This window comes from Marinococcus sp. PL1-022 (assembly GCF_033845285.1).
Lineage (GTDB): Bacteria > Bacillota > Bacilli > Bacillales > Marinococcaceae > Marinococcus.
Map to the genome: position 1 here is coordinate 524,176 of NZ_JAWXCX010000001.1, position 18,107 is coordinate 542,282.

16 protein-coding genes are annotated in these 18,107 nt (G+C 44.4%); 12 read left to right on the forward strand and 4 right to left on the reverse strand.

The window, feature by feature from the left end; all coding sequences use genetic code 11:
- Window positions 1–35 precede the first annotated feature (35 nt).
- A complete protein-coding gene (locus tag SIC45_RS02740; protein WP_319632919.1) occupies window positions 36–431 on the reverse strand; it encodes a DCC1-like thiol-disulfide oxidoreductase family protein in 396 nt (131 codons plus the stop codon).
- A gap of 288 nt (window positions 432–719) precedes the next feature.
- Here SIC45_RS02740 and SIC45_RS02745 point away from each other — a divergent pair, with 288 nt between their 5' ends.
- Together SIC45_RS02745 and SIC45_RS02750 are read left to right on the forward strand one after the other, a co-directional pair.
- Window positions 720–1,169 (forward strand): universal stress protein, encoded by a 450-nt coding sequence (locus SIC45_RS02745; protein WP_319630978.1) that lies wholly within the window; start codon window positions 720–722, stop codon window positions 1,167–1,169.
- 191 nt (window positions 1,170–1,360) lie between these two features.
- Window positions 1,361–2,743, forward strand: coding sequence for a DUF2254 domain-containing protein (locus SIC45_RS02750; RefSeq protein ID WP_319630979.1), 1,383 nt, complete (start codon window positions 1,361–1,363; stop codon window positions 2,741–2,743).
- 112 nt (window positions 2,744–2,855) lie between these two features.
- On the opposite strand, the gene thpD is transcribed toward SIC45_RS02750, so the two are convergent.
- Complete coding sequence (gene thpD / locus SIC45_RS02755) at window positions 2,856–3,791, reverse strand: ectoine hydroxylase (RefSeq protein ID WP_319630980.1); 936 nt, start codon at window positions 3,789–3,791, stop codon at window positions 2,856–2,858.
- A 403-nt stretch (window positions 3,792–4,194) separates the two neighbouring features.
- Window positions 4,195–4,629 (reverse strand): universal stress protein, encoded by a 435-nt coding sequence (locus SIC45_RS02760; protein WP_319630981.1) that lies wholly within the window; start codon window positions 4,627–4,629, stop codon window positions 4,195–4,197.
- A gap of 406 nt (window positions 4,630–5,035) precedes the next feature.
- Between SIC45_RS02760 and SIC45_RS02765 the strand changes: the two genes are divergently transcribed.
- A complete protein-coding gene (locus tag SIC45_RS02765) occupies window positions 5,036–6,613 on the forward strand; it encodes a BCCT family transporter (protein WP_319630982.1) in 1,578 nt (525 codons plus the stop codon).
- Between the two features lie 51 nt (window positions 6,614–6,664).
- Here the strand turns inward: SIC45_RS02765 and SIC45_RS02770 are convergent, their stop codons facing one another.
- Window positions 6,665–7,390, reverse strand: coding sequence for an MBL fold metallo-hydrolase (locus SIC45_RS02770; RefSeq protein WP_319630983.1), 726 nt, complete (start codon window positions 7,388–7,390; stop codon window positions 6,665–6,667).
- 189 nt (window positions 7,391–7,579) lie between these two features.
- Here SIC45_RS02770 and SIC45_RS02775 point away from each other — a divergent pair, with 189 nt between their 5' ends.
- From SIC45_RS02775 to SIC45_RS02815, 9 genes are all read left to right on the forward strand, one after another.
- On the forward strand, window positions 7,580–8,803 hold the full coding sequence (locus SIC45_RS02775; protein ID WP_319630984.1) for a hypothetical protein: 1,224 nt from the start codon (window positions 7,580–7,582) through the stop codon (window positions 8,801–8,803).
- Window positions 8,804–9,020: 217 nt separating this feature from the next.
- The gene (locus tag SIC45_RS02780; RefSeq protein ID WP_319630985.1) at window positions 9,021–9,599 is read left to right on the forward strand and encodes a cell wall hydrolase; all 579 of its coding nucleotides are present in this window, start codon (window positions 9,021–9,023) and stop codon (window positions 9,597–9,599) included.
- Window positions 9,600–9,720: 121 nt separating this feature from the next.
- The gene (locus tag SIC45_RS02785; protein ID WP_319630986.1) at window positions 9,721–10,548 is read left to right on the forward strand and encodes a sugar phosphate isomerase/epimerase family protein; all 828 of its coding nucleotides are present in this window, start codon (window positions 9,721–9,723) and stop codon (window positions 10,546–10,548) included.
- A gap of 61 nt (window positions 10,549–10,609) precedes the next feature.
- Window positions 10,610–11,134, forward strand: a complete 525-nt coding sequence (locus SIC45_RS02790; RefSeq protein WP_319630987.1) for a YfiT family bacillithiol transferase — start codon at window positions 10,610–10,612, stop codon at window positions 11,132–11,134.
- Between the two features lie 245 nt (window positions 11,135–11,379).
- Entirely contained in the window at window positions 11,380–12,915 is a 1,536-nt protein-coding gene (locus SIC45_RS02795; RefSeq protein WP_319630988.1) for an AbgT family transporter, read from the forward strand.
- A gap of 22 nt (window positions 12,916–12,937) precedes the next feature.
- On the forward strand, window positions 12,938–14,143 hold the full coding sequence (locus SIC45_RS02800; protein WP_319630989.1) for a M20 family metallopeptidase: 1,206 nt from the start codon (window positions 12,938–12,940) through the stop codon (window positions 14,141–14,143).
- 6 nt (window positions 14,144–14,149) lie between these two features.
- A complete protein-coding gene (locus tag SIC45_RS02805) occupies window positions 14,150–15,469 on the forward strand; it encodes an amidohydrolase (protein ID WP_319630990.1) in 1,320 nt (439 codons plus the stop codon).
- On the forward strand, window positions 15,466–16,725 hold the full coding sequence (locus SIC45_RS02810) for a M20 family metallo-hydrolase (RefSeq protein ID WP_319630991.1): 1,260 nt from the start codon (window positions 15,466–15,468) through the stop codon (window positions 16,723–16,725). The genes SIC45_RS02805 and SIC45_RS02810 overlap by 4 nt, the downstream gene beginning before the upstream one ends.
- The gene (locus SIC45_RS02815; RefSeq protein WP_319630992.1) at window positions 16,722–18,035 is read left to right on the forward strand and encodes a hypothetical protein; all 1,314 of its coding nucleotides are present in this window, start codon (window positions 16,722–16,724) and stop codon (window positions 18,033–18,035) included. The genes SIC45_RS02810 and SIC45_RS02815 overlap by 4 nt, the downstream gene beginning before the upstream one ends.
- Window positions 18,036–18,107 lie beyond the last annotated feature (72 nt).

Sequence of the window (18,107 nt, forward strand, 5' to 3'; positions counted from 1 at the left end):
CCTGGAAGGCCCGGTTTTTCTGTCTCGGCAGAACGCTAACTATTTTTAAAGGAGATATGCTTTAGGCGGCTTTTTGAAATTATGTTATACAGCGGCACCCCAATACGTTCAGCGTACGGGAGATAGAGAAAAAGAGCTGGAAAAAAACTGAGCGGGATAGCAAGCAGCAGCCGGCGGAGGGCATAAAAACCATGCAGCACTACGCCCTGCTCCGTACACATATGCAGCTCGTGTGCAGCGTTTCTTGAGAATAGATACGGATAGTTTTCGAGATCAAGCCGGGCTTCCTGAATGGGAATCCAACAGCAGCAGTGATACAAATCTGAAAGCTGAAACATACGCACGGCTGCACGACAGGGCGGGCAGTGTTTGTCGAAAAATATGTAATGGATAAAGCATCTGTCCTTTAAAAGAATTTCGAATACCTTAATTTGTTAACGTTTAATACGTATATTGTAAGGGTATTTTTCCTGTGACGCCACAAAAACAGAAACGTCCGGGTGTGGCAGGGCGACAACTTCATATGCGGCGGAAATGAATGGATATAAAAGTCAGAGCATAAGCCAGAAAAAGGATGATCGTTCTTTTTCTGGCTTTTTATATTTTTTTAGGTGATAACCAGGGCTAAAAGGCGAAAAACAGAGCAGACAAGGGCTCTTTTGTGAAATCTTAAGCAGAGGGCCGGAACAAGTAATTTAGAAAAGAAAGGAAAGATGAAATTGGCACAAATTAATCGTATACTCGTAGGCGTAGAAGCTCTTGAAGGCGCGTCCCATGACGCCTTTTATAAAGCGAGGGACCTGGCAAAAGAAAACAATGCTACGTTAATCATAGCCTTTGTGATGGACAAAAATGGCTACGCTTCTCTGGAGCGTATGGATCCACATGGTTTTGGGAGATTGAAAAACCAGGCGGAATCACGCTTAAAGGCGTACAGGGAGATGGCAGAAGAGAATGGAGTTGAGGACGTAGAAACTGTTCTCGAGGTGGGAATCCCGAAAAAGGAAATGGAAAACCTTTGTGAGAAGTATAGTGTCGATATGATTGTCATCGGTGAGACAGGCTCATCTAAAGTGGACCGGCTGTTTCTTGGCAATACAGCTAAAGCTATTCAGAAGAAAGCAAAATGCGACGTAGAGGTCGTGTCAACGAAAGAAACAGTAAAATAATAAACGCTAACAGTCAAAGCAGCATATCTGCTTCAGAGCCTTCTGCCCGCTCACGCGGAGGAAGGCTTCATGTATGGGAATAACTCCATAGCGGATGATGCTGCCAGCAGATTAAAGCAATAGAAAAGGTGAACGAATTGAAATATTATTTACAGCAGCTGATGCCTAAAAAATTAAGGCAGATTAAAAGCATGTCCTCGAGACAACGGTGGTACGAACTCCGTTCGAGTCTTTGGGTATTGCCAGCCATTTATATTATCCTGGCCGTGCTTTTAGCATTTGGGGCATACTACGTCGAATTCGGGCTCGAGCCTGCATTTGCCATGGCACCCATTTTATCAACAGGTTATTCTTTAACCCAGACAATGTACAGTACACTGCTCTCAGGTGTACTCACGTTAAACGCTTTTACGTTTAACTCAATTCTCGTCGTTTTGACGAGCTTTTCCGGGCAGTTTACCCCCCGGGTCCTGTTTAATTTTATCTCAGACCGCAGAACCCAGCATTCCATCGGTGTCTTTAACCTGTGTTTCTTTTTCCTGCTGATCGGGTTTTTCTTTTTGAATTCCTCGATGGAGCAGTATACGGTATTTCCCGTACTCGGCGTACTAGCAACAGCCGTTTCAGTGATAAACTTTATTTTGTTTATCAATCATGCAACTAAATGGATGCAGGTGCCAAGTATTACGACGAACATGAAAGAGGAATCACAGCAGCGCATTCTCAACACGCTCCTTTATGATCTCGAAGCACACCGCGCCAAAGATAAAAGTGAGATGCGCGAGCCGGAAACAGAAGGAGAGCCTAATGTTGTCGCAAGTGAAAAGACCGGTTTTATTCAGGTAATTGATTTTGGCAAAATCGTGAAAGAAGCAGCCAAGGACGGTATTGTAGTAAGACTGGATCGCCGAATTGGGGATTTTGTGCTTGAAGGCATTCCTATTTTTTCTTATTGGAAGACAACTGAAGAACCGGATCTGCCGGTGAACGAAAAAAAGTACCGTAACTTTATGTATCTTGGGAAAAGTAAAACGGAAGTGCAGGACATCGAATTTGGGATCCGGAAATTAACCGAAATTGCGATCAAAGCGCTTGGAAACGACGAACCTATGACAGCCCAGGACGCCATCTATCAGTTAACTGACCTTGTGTTTTCCATTTCCAAGGTAACCCGCTTTACTTCGTATTTAACCGATGATAACGACACGCTCCGGCTGATTATGAAGAACGAAGAGTTTTCTTATTACGTTTATTCTGCATTTACCTACATTGCCTCCTATGCAGAGGAAAAGCCCGGCGTAACCTTGACGCTTCTTGAAGCATTGGTTATTTTGTCAAAAGCGCTGGAAACGAAGGATAAAAACTGCTGCTGGCATTATGGTAAAAGCATTGCCCGTAATTATGCCGGAAAGCTTCCGCAGGATTATGACCAGGTCACCTTTATGAACCATTTGGAGCAGCTTTCGGGCTCAGTGAACGATAAAGGGAAATTTTACGAAATGCTTGATGATTTTGTAGAAAAGAATTTATTGGAAAAGAAATTGGTAGATCGCAAAAAACAAAAACAGGGATAAAATGAAACCGATCCATCAGAAAAAATGAATGGGTCGGTTTTTTATGTACTATAAAAGTTCCAAAGAAACATAAAAAACCGGACCGCAAATGCGGCCCGGCGAGGGTTAAAGATTATCTAAAAGATTTTGTGCCTTCAGTAAGGGATTCTGATTTTGGCTCAATAGCGGAAGTGTCCTGGCGGTTGGCCAGAAATTCCGGCCGCGGCTCCTGGCCGCTGAACGGATCCACGAGCTTGTTTTCCACCGAGTTGAACACGAAGAAGACGTTGCTGCGCGGATACGGCGAGATGTTGCCGGCCGAGCCGTGCATCGTGTTGCAGTCAAAGAAGAGCACCGAGCCCGCCGGGCCGGTCGCGCGGTCAATCTGGCCGCCGGCCTGCTCCGTGAGCCATTCCATGCTTTCGTTGTCCGGTACGCCGGTCTCCTGCTTTTTCAGCGACTGCTTGAAGTTGTCCTCCGGCGTGATGCCCGGGCAGGACACGTACCATTTCTGCGAGCCGGGGATCAGCATGAGCGGGCCGTTGAACTCGTAGTTGTCCGTCAGGATGATCGAGCAGCTGAGCGCACGCATGTCCGGCATGCCGTCCTCCATGTGCCAGGTTTCAAAATCCGAATGCCAGTAGAACTCCTTACCTTTAAAGCCTGGCTTAAAGTTTATCCGGGACTGCATCATGTACACCTGGCTGCCGAGGATCTGCTCGGCGGCTTTGACAATGCGTTCGTTTTTGGCGAGCATTTCAAAGAACCCGCTGTCCTTGTGGATTTCAAACACGGAGCGGACTTCGTTGCTGTTCGGCTCCTTGATCACGTCGGGCGCGTCGCGCTGTTCGTTGCGCTCCATCGTTTCGCGTAGTTCCTTTTTCATCATCTCGACTTCCTCATCGGTAAACAGCTTCTGGAGCATGAGGTAGCCGTTCTCGTCGTAAAAGTCCAGCTCTTCTTTCTGCAGCGGCCCGTCAAAATCGGAGCCACCATGAACAACAGGGTCCTTCCGGTCCATGATTTCCTTATGGTCGCCTTGTCTGGATGGATACTTATCAATTGCCATTTTCGAGTCCTCCTAAAAATTTTTTAAAATAAAAGAATGAGTATGGGCTGTAGGAGCCCGCTTTACAGTGGGTGTAGAAAAAGGATTCTTTTTGTGCACCGGCTGCACGCCTGGTTGCATGTAGAACAAAAGGTGAAATAATGCACAGCGAAAACAAAAGAACAATAAGCCCAGGAGAGGAATGAATTGGCTTTTGCACGCAAAAAAGCCAGAAAAGAGACAGGTCTTTTCTGGCTTATGTTTTAGGCGCTATTGTCCAAACATTTCCACCATGCATATATTTTATTCTCCCACAAATAAGTGGGAATACTTAAATAGTTCCCGCTCATTAAAGGAATAAACATAAATTTTCAAAAAAAAGCAGCGGCAAATTTTGCCGGCTGCCCTTTAAGGTTTTTAACTTTTAAGAACGAACCACCATGACACTGCATGGAGCCGTTTTTGCAATATGCTCCGATACACTGCCCATAAATATTTTTTCTACGGCATTTAAGCCGGTCGCACCGGTAATTATTAAATCTACATGGTATTTCGGCACGAGCTCACGGATGATTTTCGTTTTGGGAGACCCATACACAAGTTCTACGGTTACATCTGTAATGCCCGCTTCCTCTGCCTGCTTTTTATACTTTGCCAACAGTTCATTGGCATCTTCCTGTACTTTTTCAATAATAGAAGGAGCGTAGCTGCTCATCGGCTGATAGGCATTTTTATTAATCACCCTAGCAATTACAAGCTGTGCTTCCTGGGCTTTAGCAATAGGCAGAGTGGTCTCAAAAGCATATTCAGCCTGTTCGGACCCGTCGACAGCGACTAATACCACGTTCATTGTGTGCATAGAACATCCTCCTAATATAGCGAATTAGCAGGGAGACCCTGCCTGAAACCTCATGCTGGAGAGAAGACAAAAAGCAAATGCCGCAAACTTCATGTGCCTCTGTGATGATCTATATTTCTACCTTCATTGTATCTCATATTTTTCAGATTTACGACGCCGATAAATGAATAATTAGTGAAATAGTCATGAAAAGATAAAATAAATCATTGAAAAATTCTTCAAATAAGTGAATTTGTGTATTATAGGCAAGATAATTCGGGTAAATCAAAACATAAGTCTTTGTACGTTAGTTCTTTAATCCTAATGCTATTTTAAAGAGTTTTTTGAAACTAACTGTTTTTAAAGGGTCTTATATGTTAAAGTTTCGTTAATTCGTTTCTGCAAGCAAAGAGAGGAGGAAGGCATCATGAGTGAAAAAGAGAAAAAATTTAAATTTCTCAACAGTATCTTTTTCATATCTTTTATCATCATTTTTGCATTTGCATTGTGGGGGGCAATAGCACCACAGGCCCTGCAGGCCCAGGCCGAATTTACATACGGCTTTATCGCTGATACATTCGGTTGGTTCTATTTACTGTTTGTGCTGTTTTTGATCTTATTTAACTTTTATATGGCCTTTAGTAAGTACGGGCGTGTCAGACTGGGCGGCGATGATGCCCGGCCGAAGTATCCTTTTTTCACCTGGATCGCCATGCTGTTCAGCTGTGGATTCGGGGTAAGTATCGTTTTCTGGGGTGTGGCAGAACCAATGACCCACTTTCAGACTCCTCCACCGTGGACAGACGTAGAGCCGGGAACACCTGAAGCGGCAAGGGAAGCCATGTGGAACACGTTTTTTAACAACGGTATTCACCAGTGGGCGTCCTTTACCTTCGTAGGACTTGCGATTTCCTACTTTTTATATCGTCAGGAAGAGCGGAGTCTTATCAGTGACACGATGAACGGTGTTATAGGGGACGGTTCCCGCCCGCTGCGCAAGGGCTTCCGTAACGGCGTGGATATTATCGCTGTTATTGCTACAGTGATGGGGGTTGCTACAACGCTTGGTCTGAGTGTACTGCAGATCAGCGGCGGACTTAACAGCGTGTTTAATATTCCTGCGAGTTCGACAACCCAGTTTACAATTGTCGCAGTTATGTTTGTAGCCTTTATGGCTTCAACGATCTCGGGTCTCGACCGCGGGATTAAATATTTAAGTAACGTGAACCTCGGTCTCGCACTATTTTTAATGATCGCAGTATTGTTTATCGGACCTACCGGTTTTATTCTTGAAACGATCACAATGGGTCTTGGCGATTACGTGCAAAACTTTTTCCAGGCAAGTCTGCGTATGGAAAACTATACAGATGGCACCTGGGTGCAGGATTGGCCGATTTACTACTGGGCCTGGACGATCGCCTGGTCCCCATTTGTGGGCATGTTCGTAGCGCGTATTTCCAAAGGACGTACGCTCCGGGAATTCGTTCTTGGTGTTATGGTTGCTCCGCCGTTTATTGGGATGATCTGGATTGGTATTTTCGGCGGCACCGCGATCAATCTTGATTTATTCCACGGTACAGATATAGCAGGGATAGTTGCGGAGGATACGACACGGGCCATGTTTGCCATGCTGGATAACATACCGCTTGGCACGCTGCTTTCGATACTGTCGATCTGCCTGCTGTTTACATTCCTGGTCACGTCAGCAGACTCTGCAACGTTTGTGCTTGGTATGATGACCTCCAATGGAGACACGAACCCATCAATGCTCTTGAAGGTAATCTGGGGCGCATTGATTGCAGGCTTGGCTACTGTACTGATTATCAGCGCCGGTCTCAACGGGCTGCAGACAGTCTCTCTTATCGGGGCCCTGCCATTCTCTATCGTCCTGTTCATCTCCGCGATTTCCTTACTGAAATCCGTTCGGAAGGATTACAGGGAAACGAGACTTCGGGAGGAAGAAGAGCGTCGGCAGCGGATACGGGAGGATATCGAAAACTCTTAATCAAAATGCAAAAGAAAGCACCCCCGCCAGCTGCGGAGGTGCTTTTTTCGTTTAGGATAAAATCTCCCGGATCTTTTGGTTAATGTCACCATGTACTATGCCGCCGTGATAACAAACAGCGGTAGTCATATCGAATTCGAGCAGCTTTTCAAGAGAATGGTGGGCTTGTTCCATATCAGGCGTGACTTCTGCACGGGGGCCGAAAAGTTCACCGTTTTCAGCAGTCAAAGCATCCCCGGCAATAAGCGTATGGCTGTTTTCGTGATACAGGCTGATATGGCCGGGAGCGTGACCGGGCGTATGCACTGCAGTCAGCCCTTCCACAGGTTCATTTCCTTCTTCCATGGTTTCATTAATAAGCGAGGGTTCAGTTTTATCGAGCATATAGCCAACCCTGTCGCGCTTTTCTTCTGGAAGAGTGTCAATTAGGTTTGCTTTGGCATTGCTGCTTAATTTAATCAATGGTTCTTCGCCATCTACATAAGGTTTGTCAGCAGAATGCACGAGAACACGTAAGTCGGGATAGTCGTGAAGAATTTCCGGGAGGCTCCCGATGTGATCAATGTCCTGGTGAGTTAAGATGATAGTATCAAGATGATCGGGGTTCAAATTTTCTTTTCGTATTAATTCGTAGATGTCTTCTTCGTAACCAGGCATGCCTGTGTCAAAGAGAATCAGGCGTCCCCCGTCATTCATGAGAGTTAAGTGTAATATCGTAGTGTCTGTTCCCCTTGGAACAGAGAGTTCAAGTACGTGCATGGTTTCTGTCAGCTTCATAGCGTCCGAAGCGCTTGGCTCCGGCTCACCTCCTTGTATTAATAATAAACCTAAAAGGAATATTCCTCATTTTCTTTTATCTATAACATGTGCATAATAGAAAAATGTGTGCATATAGAAAAGGACGGAAGTATGGTACCTTATCTATGGCCTTATTTTTAAAACACTGTAGAGAAAGGAGGAGTATCGATGGCTTCGAAGAAAAATAAGCATTCGCCGGAGAGCTATACACTCGGTTTGATAGCTGCTCCGGAGCTGCCAAAGGAAATTTGCGATGAAATGGCAGAAGAGCTGCCTGATTTGCTCAAAAACTATGTAGACGACCGCAGAAGCTGGAAAGTGGAAGTGATTCTTGACCCTTTTGCCGGGGTGATAGAAAAATCAGAACCGGTGATTGAGGAAGCACAGAAGCATAAACAAAAACATGCATGGGATTACGCCCTCTGTTTTACGGATCTTCCAATTGTAGACGGGAAAAAACTAGTGATAGCTGACGCCAGTTCAGATCGGGAAATCGGCCTTATTTCCCTTCCCTCCCTTGGGGCAATGCCAATGAAAAAGCGTGTCCGTGAGGCAATGATGCAGCTTGTAAATGAAATGCATCATGGAAGTTCCGAAGAAGAGCGGGAACGGCAGAATGAACGCATCGCAGAAAACCAGGAGCAGCTTGAAGATCATGAAGACGAACATTCCTACCAGGTCCGGGGAAGAGGATCAAGGGAGCTGATGGGAAGCCGTTTGTATGAGCGCTTTTCCCCTATTAAACGGACAGTGTATTCTAATGAAGAGGAAAGCCAGCATGTCCGCTTCTATGCTAATCTGAATATGCGGGGACGCACGAGACTGCTTTCCGGTATGGTGCTGGCAAATCGGCCCTGGACGATTTTTCCGGAATTTAAGCGTGTAATTGCTTTAGCTTTTGCTACCGGAGCCTATGGACTCATCTTTCCAAGCTTCTGGATGCTCAGCGACACCTATGGCTTCTGGCGCTTTCTTGCTGTTATGTTCACGGCCATGGTGGCTATGACTGTATGGTTTATCGTCGCTCATGGCTTATGGGAAAAAGAATCAAAAGCAGAATCCAAATTTTTGGTCCGCTCCTACAATAAAGCAACGACCGCTACAATCGGAATTGCCATTATTCATTATTATATTATTCTATTTGTAATGTTTTTAATTGTTTCCGTGCTGTTTATTCCAGCCTCGCAGCTGGCATTGAATTTACAGGGGGCCGTCACATTTGCGACGTACCTGAAAATCTCCTGGCTGGCCTGCACAGTCGCTACGCTTGGTGGAGCGCTTGGTGCAGGACTTGAAACTGAAGAAACAGTGCTCAAAGCAACCTACGGCTATCGTCAGCGCATTCGTAATGAACGGGCGAAATCGGAAAATCATCAGGAATCTTCCTCCTAAAGAAGATGGATCATAGCGTGTATGCGCCTATAGTGGAATTACAATGCCTGTTTCTGTGCCTATGAGTTTTCTTCACATGTTACAGCAAAAAACAGCTGAATACGCCGCCAGTGGAAATTATTATTTCTGAAAGCAAAGTGGTAGAATGGTGACAAACTTGTCATTTACCGCCATCATAGGAACAATAATCTTGCCTCACTGATAAAGGGTGATTACAATGTCCAGGCAATATTCTATTTACACTGTAATGGGAGCGATAGCTGTTTTTGCTGCTGTATTAGGCTTTTTAGTCTACAATGTGCACGAGCGAAGCCAGACAGCCGAGCAGGAAGCAGAAGAAAAGCAACTAGCTGCAGAAGAAGAGGCAGAAGAGGAAGCAGAAGCACCTGAGCAGGAATCAGAGGAAGAAAGAGTCGCCTCGAGTGAAGTGCCTGAGGTGGAAAATGAAGAACTGCTTGAACGGGCTGTTCATGCAGAAGCCAAAGATGAATCCTTTGAAGGCATGGTGGCCGTGGCAAGTGTCATTTTGAACCGCATTGAATCTGAAACCTTTCCAGACGATGTCGAAAGTGTTATATACGAAGAAAACCAATTCCAGGTAGTAGCTAACGGAAGTATAGAAGAATCTCCTTCCGATCGTGCAGAAGAAGCAACGGAAGAGGCTCTGAATGGATCGGAGCCGGTAGGGGATTCATTGTTTTTCTGGAGTGAAGAGGTGCCAAAAGACAATTGGCTCTGGGAAACGAAGACAGTTGATTATGAAATCGGCGGACACGTTTTCTCAGAAGGAGTTTAAGAAGGACCAGCGGTGACGAGCCGCTGGTCTTTTGTTTTATATTTGATTAAAATCATGCTTACAGAATAGTTGGGCAAGGAATATATTAGAAGGGCAGCATAATAGTGAAGGGGAGGATGAGATGAAATTTTCGATATGCAGCTGGATCTTTGGAGACCAGCCAATTGAACAGACAATGCGTGACGCAGCTTCCATGGGGTACGATGAAATTGAAATTCATGCAAAAGATTATAACTGGAAGGAATTAGCCGAACTGGCGGAAACCCTTGGACTCCGCATCCGTGGACTGTGCGCGGATGCAGGATGGCCGCGGAAGGAAACAGATTTATCGCAGATTGACCCTTCGATGCGAAAAACAGCTGTAAATTATTTTAAAGAACAGATCAGCCGTGCATACCGGGCCGGGGCAGAATATATGGTACTTTCTCCATGCGCACCGGGCAAAGCAGAGCCGGAAGGAAACGGCAAAGAAGAATGGAAAGCAGCAGTTTTATCACTTCAGGAAATAGCTCCCTACGCAGAAGAAAGAAACGTTGCTCTGGTAATTGAGCCATTAAATCGTTATGAAAGCTGTATAATTAATACCGGATGGCAGGCGCTTGTGCTAGTGGAAGAAGTTGGGCATCCATTTGTGACGACGATGCTCGATACATTTCATATGAACATTGAGGAAAGCAGCATGGAGGCCCCTTTTCATCATCTTGGCCCAGCACTCAGCCATATACACGCAGCAGATACTAACCGGCAGGGCCTGGGATACGGAAGACTGTCCTGGGAGACGATTGCTGAAGCTATTAAAGAAACAGGATACGACAAAACGATTACGGTAGAATGCCTGGCCCCTGCGTTGAATGTATTTCCTTCGGCAAGAGAACAGTTCAGAATAGATTATGTTAATGAGTATGCCGAAAAGTCGCTGGCCAAGCTGCAATATCTTTTCCGGTCATAAATAAACGGCGGGCTCTTTTTAGCATAAATAACAAATAAAAAGCTTAAAATGAGGTGAAGGTATGGACAAGTACCGTTTTCCCATCGGAACATTCGAGTGGCCAAAAACAATAAACGCTGAACAACGAAAGGAATGGACTGCGACATTATCGAATGCCCCGTCGCTTTACAGGGAAGAGGTAGAGCATTTAACAAAGCAGCAGCTCAATACTCCTTACCGGGAAGGCGGATGGAGTATCCGTCAGGTTGTGCACCACGTGCCCGACAGTCATTTGCATGGTTATATACGCTTTAAACAGGCATTAACGGAAGAAGACCCTGAAATTAAACCGTATGATCAGACGGTGTGGGCGGAACTGGCGGACAGCAGTGGGGAAATAGAAGCTTCTCTTAAGCTGCTTGAAAGCCTTCATCAGCGCTGGTCGTTATTACTAAATGGATTACAGGAAGACGACTGGCTCCGCACGTTTCGTCACCCTGAATCAGGCCGTTTCACCCTTGGGGAGGCCGCCAGTCTTTACGCCTGGCACAGCAGGCATCATTTATCTCATATCACGTTTCTGAAAGAGAGAATGGGGTGGAGCTAAAATAAGAAATTTAAAATAGTATAGAGTAATTATTAGTTGAAAATTCCTATCTCTTTTACATAAAAAGGTAGGAATTTTTATTTAACTTAAGTACCTAAAAATGATAACGCTTACCATTTTGAAAAGTTTTTTTACATAGAAAATAAAAAATAGTTTGAAATTTTATTGGACGAAAAGAAATTATATGCTACTGTACTAATTAAGGAACATTTAAAGACAATGTCCTAAAAGGAGTGTATAATGAAATGAGTCTCGAAAATGAAAAAAAATCTTTGTTCATGAAGTTTCTTGATGGAGTGGAGAGGGCAGGGAATAAACTTCCTCATCCATTCATGCTGTTTGTATATTTAGCAGCCGCTGTCATTTTAATTTCTTCGGTGGTCGGATGGGCCGGGGTTTCTTTTGAAGATCCCCAGAATGGGGAGACAGTAGCTGTACAGCCGTTAATTTCTGAAGAGGGTCTGGAGTATATACTATCTTCAATGCTCGATAACTTTACCGGGTTTGCTCCTTTAGGTCTTGTCCTCGTAATGATGCTTGGCATTGGACTGGCTCAAAAGGTCGGGCTGATGGAAACGTTTATGACATCCGTCATATTAAAGGCGCCGAAAAAATTAGTTACATACGCAGTTATTGGCACAGGTATCATTGGAAATCTGGCCTCAGACGCAGCATTTGTTATTATTCCTCCTCTGGCTGCTATGGTTTTTTACGCGTTGGGCCGTCATCCTTTGGCAGGTATTGCAGCTGGTTTCGCTGGTGTAGGGGCAGGCTTTACTGCAAATGTTATTATTACCGGCACTGATGCATTGCTTTCAGGTATTACCACTGAAGCAGCTCAAACCGTAAACGAAAATGTTACCGTCACGCCGGTTGACAACTGGTATTATATGATTGCTTCCGTGCCTATGCTAATGATTGTAGGGGCGTGGCTGACAGAGAAAGTAATAGAACCAAGGCTTGGAACATATGATGGAAGCTACAGTGATGGTACTGTTCTAGGAAATCAAATAGAAGAAATCACCCCTGAAAGATTCCGCGGGATGAGAAACGCAGGTATCGCCGGCGCGGTATATTTAGTTTTGATTGCTATTATGGTAGTACCCGCAAATGGTTTGCTGCGCGGAGAAAATGGAGCGATTGTCGATTCACCTTTTATTTCAAATATTGTTCCATTAATCTTGTTTTTCTTTATCATTGTAGCTATTGCTTATGGGGTGACTACGAAAGTAATTAATTCTACTTCGGATGTTCCGGAATTTATGGCTCAGTCCATGAAAGACATGGCAGGTTACATTACGTTAATTTTTGCCGCTGCTCAATTTATTGCTTATTTTGAGTGGACGAATCTCTCCTCTTACATGGCTGTTAGCGGTGCAGAATTTTTGACAGCAGCTGATTTCAGCGGCTTGCCGGTAGTAGTTGGATTTATTCTTCTTGCGGGTGTGCTAAATATGTTTATTTTCAGCGGCTCCGCTCAATGGGCTTTAATGGCTCCTATATTTATTCCATTATTCATGTATTTGGATTACAACCCGGCTTATATTCAACTGGCTTATCGCCTTGCAGATTCTACAACAAATGTTATTACACCGCTGAATCCCTACGTACCAATGATTTTAGCTTTTATGAAACAATACGATCACCGCGCTGGATTCGGTACCTTATTTTCTATTATGCTGCCGTACACTCTCGTATTTTTAACTCTTTGGATTATAATGTTCATCGTTTGGAACTTATTAGGCCTGCCTATAGGACCGGGAGTTTATATGGATTTGTAATTGTATAAAGGGAGAGAATGCAATGAACATCAAAAGATTAACAGAAGAAGAACTGAATAAAGCATTAGATACAGCTTTAAAATATAGACATTACTTTCACCAGTATCCTGAATTAAGCGGGGAAGAATACCATACCTCAGAAACAATACAAAATTTTCTGTATGGAGAAAAAATTGAATACAGAACTGGTTTTGCCGGGACAGGGATTCTTGCCATCATTAAAGGCGACCTCCCTGGAAAAACGATAGCTCTCCGCGCAGATATTGATGCTCTCCCTATTGAAGAGGAGCCTTCGCCACCATATCGGTCAAAAAAAGAGCATGTTATGCATGCATGCGGCCATGATGCACATACAGCTATACTGATGAGCACTGCAGCCCTGCTTCAAAAAAATAAAAAAGAAGTAGAAGGTACAATATTATGCGTATTCCAGCCTGCAGAAGAACAGGCCCCTACAGGAGGGGCAGCTAAAATGCTTGAAGACGGTTTATTTGAAGTTTATCAACCCGATGCTGTTTTAGCTCAGCATGTATGGCCGGATCTCCCGGTTGGGCAGTTCGGTGTGATGAGTGGTCCTATTATGGGGAACTCTGATCGGTTTGAAATCACAATAAAAGGAGCAGGAGGTCATGCAAGCATGCCGCATCAGACAAAGGATTCGATAGTAGCGGCAGGTCAGTTGATTGGTCAAATCCAATCTATTATCAGCAGGAATGTTAATCCATTGGATGCGGCAGTTGTTACTGTAGGCACGGTTTATGGGGGAGAACGTTATAATGTAATCGCAAGCGAAACCACTCTCGAAGGTACGGTGCGGACATTCAAAAATGAAGTGAAAGAAAAAGTTAAAGCTAAGCTTGGACAACTGCTGGCAGGTATAGAAGTATCTTTTGAAGTGACCTGCCATATAAAATATTTTGATGGCTACCCGGCTACAATAAACACCCCTGTATGGGCAGAGCATGCCAGAGAAACCGCCCGCCTTTTGTATGGTGAAGAGTCGTTGCCACAGGTAGAACCGAGCCTTGGCGGTGAAGACTTTGCCCGTTTCCTGGAGAAATATCCAGGTAATTATCACTGGCTTGGAACCGCTATTCCTGAACGAACGGTACAGAAACCATTGCATGATCCTTCCTTTGACATTGATGAGAGAGCTGTTGGTTATGGTATTGAATTTATGTACCATGAAGCGGTGGAGGGCTTAAAACTTCTGAAAGATAAGGAGTAGATAAACGTGTCTGCAAACAAAATCGATGACTATATCCAAAAGCTTCTCCCTAAACTCAAGGATTGGAGAAGGCACTTTCACAAATATCCAGAGGTAGGTTGGACAGAAATTTATACAACATATGTAATAACGCAAGAGTTGAAGAAACTCGGGGGGACAGTCGTTTATGGTAAAGAACTGATCAAACCGGAGGCCAGGCAGGGAGTGCCGGATGAAAGCACGTTGAAAAGAGCAAAAAAACGGGCTGAGGAGCTTCAAGTTACTGAAGAATTTATTAAACAGACAGAAGGCGGTCATACAGGGGCGTTGATTCAGTTTGAAGGAAAAAAAGACGGGCCGCATGTATGCTACAGGGTGGATATAGATGCACTTCCTATTAAAGAAACCTCTGAAGCTTCTCATTTTCCGAATAAGGAAAATTTTGCTTCAGCATTTCCGGGAGAAATGCATGCCTGTGCTCATGATGGTCATATTACTATTGGTCTCGGATTGGCCTCGTTTCTTTCTGAGTATCCTGAAGAATGGAATGGCACAGTTACGATTATATTTCAACCGGCGGAAGAAGGCAGCAGGGGTGCAAAAGCAGTCGTTGCAAAAGGGTGGCTCGACAATGTCGATTACTTTATGAGCGGCCATATTGGCATTACAGATATGGAGGCAGGTACTATAGCTGCGACCGCTGCTAAATTTTTGGCTACTACTAAATTCGATGTTACTTTCACAGGAACGTCCTCCCATGCTGGAGCAAAGCCGGAAGAAGGAGGAAACGCTTTGTTAGCAGCAGCTACGGCTGCTATTCATACTCAGGGCATTTCCAGAAGTTCTAAAGGAGATACGAGAATTAATATTGGAGAACTGAATGCGGGGTCTGGGCGCAATGTTGTGGCTGATTACGCGAAGCTTATTGGAGAAACACGCGGGAGTTCTACTCAGGTAAATCAATATATGATGAACGAAGCAGAACGCATGATTGAAGCGAGCGCATTGATGCACGGGGTAGAAAGCCAAATAGAGTACACAGGAGAAGGGATGGCCTCCGAGTGTGATTCTGAATGGCAGCAGTGGATAGCATCAGCTTTGGAAAAAAGCAGATTAGTAGAACGCGTAGAACCATCGAGAGAAGTGGGGGCCTCAGAGGACGCTACTGTAATGATTAACCATGTTCAAAAACAAGGGGGAAAAGCTACCTATATGCTTTTTGGCACAAAGCTTGCTGCTGGGCACCACCACCCTTCATTCGATTATGAAGAAGCAGTATTCGGTCCGGCCCTCGCAGCGTTTATTCATCCTCTTGTTAATTCAATATGGTGGGAGGAAGAAAATTGAAGCAATGGCTGGAAAAAAACTTATTGCGATTAAACGTTACTTCTACAATGAACCGGCCGGAAGGGTTCAACCGGCCCGGTTATTCAGATCAGGAAATGAAAGCAGTGCAGGAGTTTATTCATTTGGCAGATAGCCTGGGGATGCAAGTGCAAAGAGATGAAGCGGGAAATGTTCTGGCTGTGTGGAATCCTGAGCAGAGTGAAAAATCAAGTATAGCTTTTATTTCTCATCTGGATACAGTTACCGAGGGAGGCGGATATGACGGCGTTGCCGGAGTATTATGCGGGCTCGGTGTTGTTCAATATTTAAAGGAAAATAATTGGAGACCGTCTCGTCCTGTGACGGTAATATGTGCATCTTCTGAGGAATCCTCCCGTTTTGGCGTATCGACAATTGGAAGTAAGGCAATGGCAGGTTTGTTGACTCCTGTACTACAGAATGAATTAATAAATTTGAAGGATTCTGAGGGCATGACGCTGGAAGACGCGGTACACAGCCAGGGACTTGAGTGGAAAAATATGAACCTAGCTGAACAGCCAGAAGATGCTTTCCACCGAATAGTAGAACTTCATATTGAGCAGGGAACTAAAATTGAAAATGCCCAAAAAGACATTGGTATTGTAGGAGGTATAGCATGTCCGCTTCGTTTGTCTTTTATATTCACGGGAGAGGCTGGTCATACTGGCACAACACCTATGAACAAAAGAAAAGATGCGTTGGCTGCTTCTGCTCCTTTTATTCAGACGGTGGTGGATACCGCCAAGAAAATTGAGGCAGCAAGTAGAGAAGAGATTGTAGCTACGGCGAGCACTATTGAATGTGAACCGAACGAAATGAATGTTATACCTGGAAAAGTGACTATTGGTGTCGATATTCGAAGTGTAAATGATAAACGTAAACAGGAAGCCGGAGACATTCTCCGAAGAAGTGCTATTGAGTTAGCTGATAATCAAAATATCCATGTGGGTATTGAAACGTTGGTCGATAATGCTTCAGTACGTCTTTCTCCAGAAGTATCCGCTGAATTACAGGAAGCTGCCGTAAAAGCTGGGTACCAATATCACAGTATGGACAGCGGTGCAGGGCATGATATCATGAACATAGCTAAAAAATGGCAGGCGGGGCTGCTCTTTATTCCTTGCAGGGAGGGGAAAAGCCATGTGCCTGAAGAACATGCAAGTATTGAAGATCTTTATAAAGGTGTTCAGGTTTTAGCTAATTATGTGATGATGCAGACAGGAGAGTTGAAATCGTGAATATACGTATAGGTGTGGTCGGCCCGGAAGATTCTGTTCAATCTATGTTAAAAGAGTTGGAGCCGTATGAGGATTTTCAAGCTGTACCGCTCACCTACGAACAGACTAGTGAAATTAAAGAAATAGTGCCAGAAAATCAGCACAAAGTTGATTTCTGGTTTTTTTCCGGGCAGTCTCCCTATGATGTCGCAGTCTCCAATCAACTGGTGAGTGAAAAAGATGCAAGCTTTCCGCCTCTATACGGTGCAAGTTTATTGGGAAGACTGCTTGAAGCCCAGTATAAAGAAAATCAATTATTATTACACATTAGTTTAGATACTATTCAGGAAAATGAAATTAAAGAAATACGTGAAGAGTTTTTGGGGGAAGATATTGAAATATTCAACCTTTCTTACAAAGGGTATATTTCTCCGGATAAAATAGTTTCTTTTCATGAAGATTTGTATAACGAAGGGAAAATTGAGGCAGTATTCACGAGTATCCGGGAAGTGTACTTAGCTATGAAAGAAAAGAATATTCCCTGTTACCGGGTGCGCCCTACAAAACTGTCCATACAACTTACGCTTAAATATGTTAAAGAGCGTGCACAATCAATGCTTTATCGAAAATCCCAAATAGCTATAGTTGCGATCGAAGTGGCTAAAGATCAAAAAGCTCTGCAGGAAGAGTCTTATTCTTTTAAGCGCAAGCATAGAGAATTGGATCTTCACCGGTGGCTGCTTTACTACGCAGAAAAGGCCCGGGGCTCCTATGTGCAAATGGGAGACGGCCTCTATTTTATATACACCACCCGAGGAGAAATCGAACTCGAGAGTGAACAACTCTGGTTTCAATTTGTGGAAGATGCCCGGGTTAATACGGCTCTTGAAGTTCGGACCGTCATCGGATACGGGAGGACTACTCTTGAGTCCGAAGAGAACGCCCGGCGAGCTCTACAGGAAGCGAGAGAAGCAAAAACCAATTCTATTATTATTGTAGACGAAGACCTTCGTATTACAGAACACAAATCTGCAATTGGTTCTTTTACTTATGAGCAAAGAAATATGCACAGAGGGGAAGAAAAAGGCACAGAAAGCAGCTTGAGCCCTGCCTTTCTATCTAAACTCCATTCATTATCCCGGTATTATTCCCAGGATATTGTAACTGCTCAGGATATCGCCCGGTGGTTAAACAGTTCCCTGCGAAATGCACGCCGAATATTGTTGAAGCTTGAAGAAAATCAGATAGCGGTGCAAACAGGGGAAGAACAGTCAGGGCATCGGGGTAGGCCAAGAAGGGTGTACCGCTTGCAATTTCGTGAACAGCAGTAAACCAAGGCTGATTTAAAAGAGTAAAACCCTCCTTGCAGAGAGTCTCTTTGAAACTAAAAGAGCGTTTATGAA

Bases quoted from the DNA above. Each gene is read 5' to 3' on its own strand.
- SIC45_RS02750 (WP_319630979.1), top strand. From the start codon at position 1,361: ATGTCCTCGAGACAACGGTGGTACGAACTCCGTTCGAGTCTTTGGGTA.
- SIC45_RS02800 (WP_319630989.1), top strand. From the start codon at position 12,938: ATGAACATCAAAAGATTAACAGAAGAAGAACTGAATAAAGCATTAGAT.
- SIC45_RS02795 (WP_319630988.1), top strand. From the start codon at position 11,380: ATGAGTCTCGAAAATGAAAAAAAATCTTTGTTCATGAAGTTTCTTGAT.
- SIC45_RS02775 (WP_319630984.1), top strand. From the start codon at position 7,580: ATGGCTTCGAAGAAAAATAAGCATTCGCCGGAGAGCTATACACTCGGT.
- SIC45_RS02785 (WP_319630986.1), top strand. From the start codon at position 9,721: ATGAAATTTTCGATATGCAGCTGGATCTTTGGAGACCAGCCAATTGAA.
- thpD (WP_319630980.1), bottom strand. From the start codon at position 3,791: ATGGCAATTGATAAGTATCCATCCAGACAAGGCGACCATAAGGAAATC.
- SIC45_RS02765 (WP_319630982.1), top strand. From the start codon at position 5,036: ATGAGTGAAAAAGAGAAAAAATTTAAATTTCTCAACAGTATCTTTTTC.
- SIC45_RS02780 (WP_319630985.1), top strand. From the start codon at position 9,021: ATGTCCAGGCAATATTCTATTTACACTGTAATGGGAGCGATAGCTGTT.
- SIC45_RS02760 (WP_319630981.1), bottom strand. From the start codon at position 4,629: ATGCACACAATGAACGTGGTATTAGTCGCTGTCGACGGGTCCGAACAG.
- SIC45_RS02790 (WP_319630987.1), top strand. From the start codon at position 10,610: ATGGACAAGTACCGTTTTCCCATCGGAACATTCGAGTGGCCAAAAACA.
- SIC45_RS02770 (WP_319630983.1), bottom strand. From the start codon at position 7,390: ATGAAGCTGACAGAAACCATGCACGTACTTGAACTCTCTGTTCCAAGG.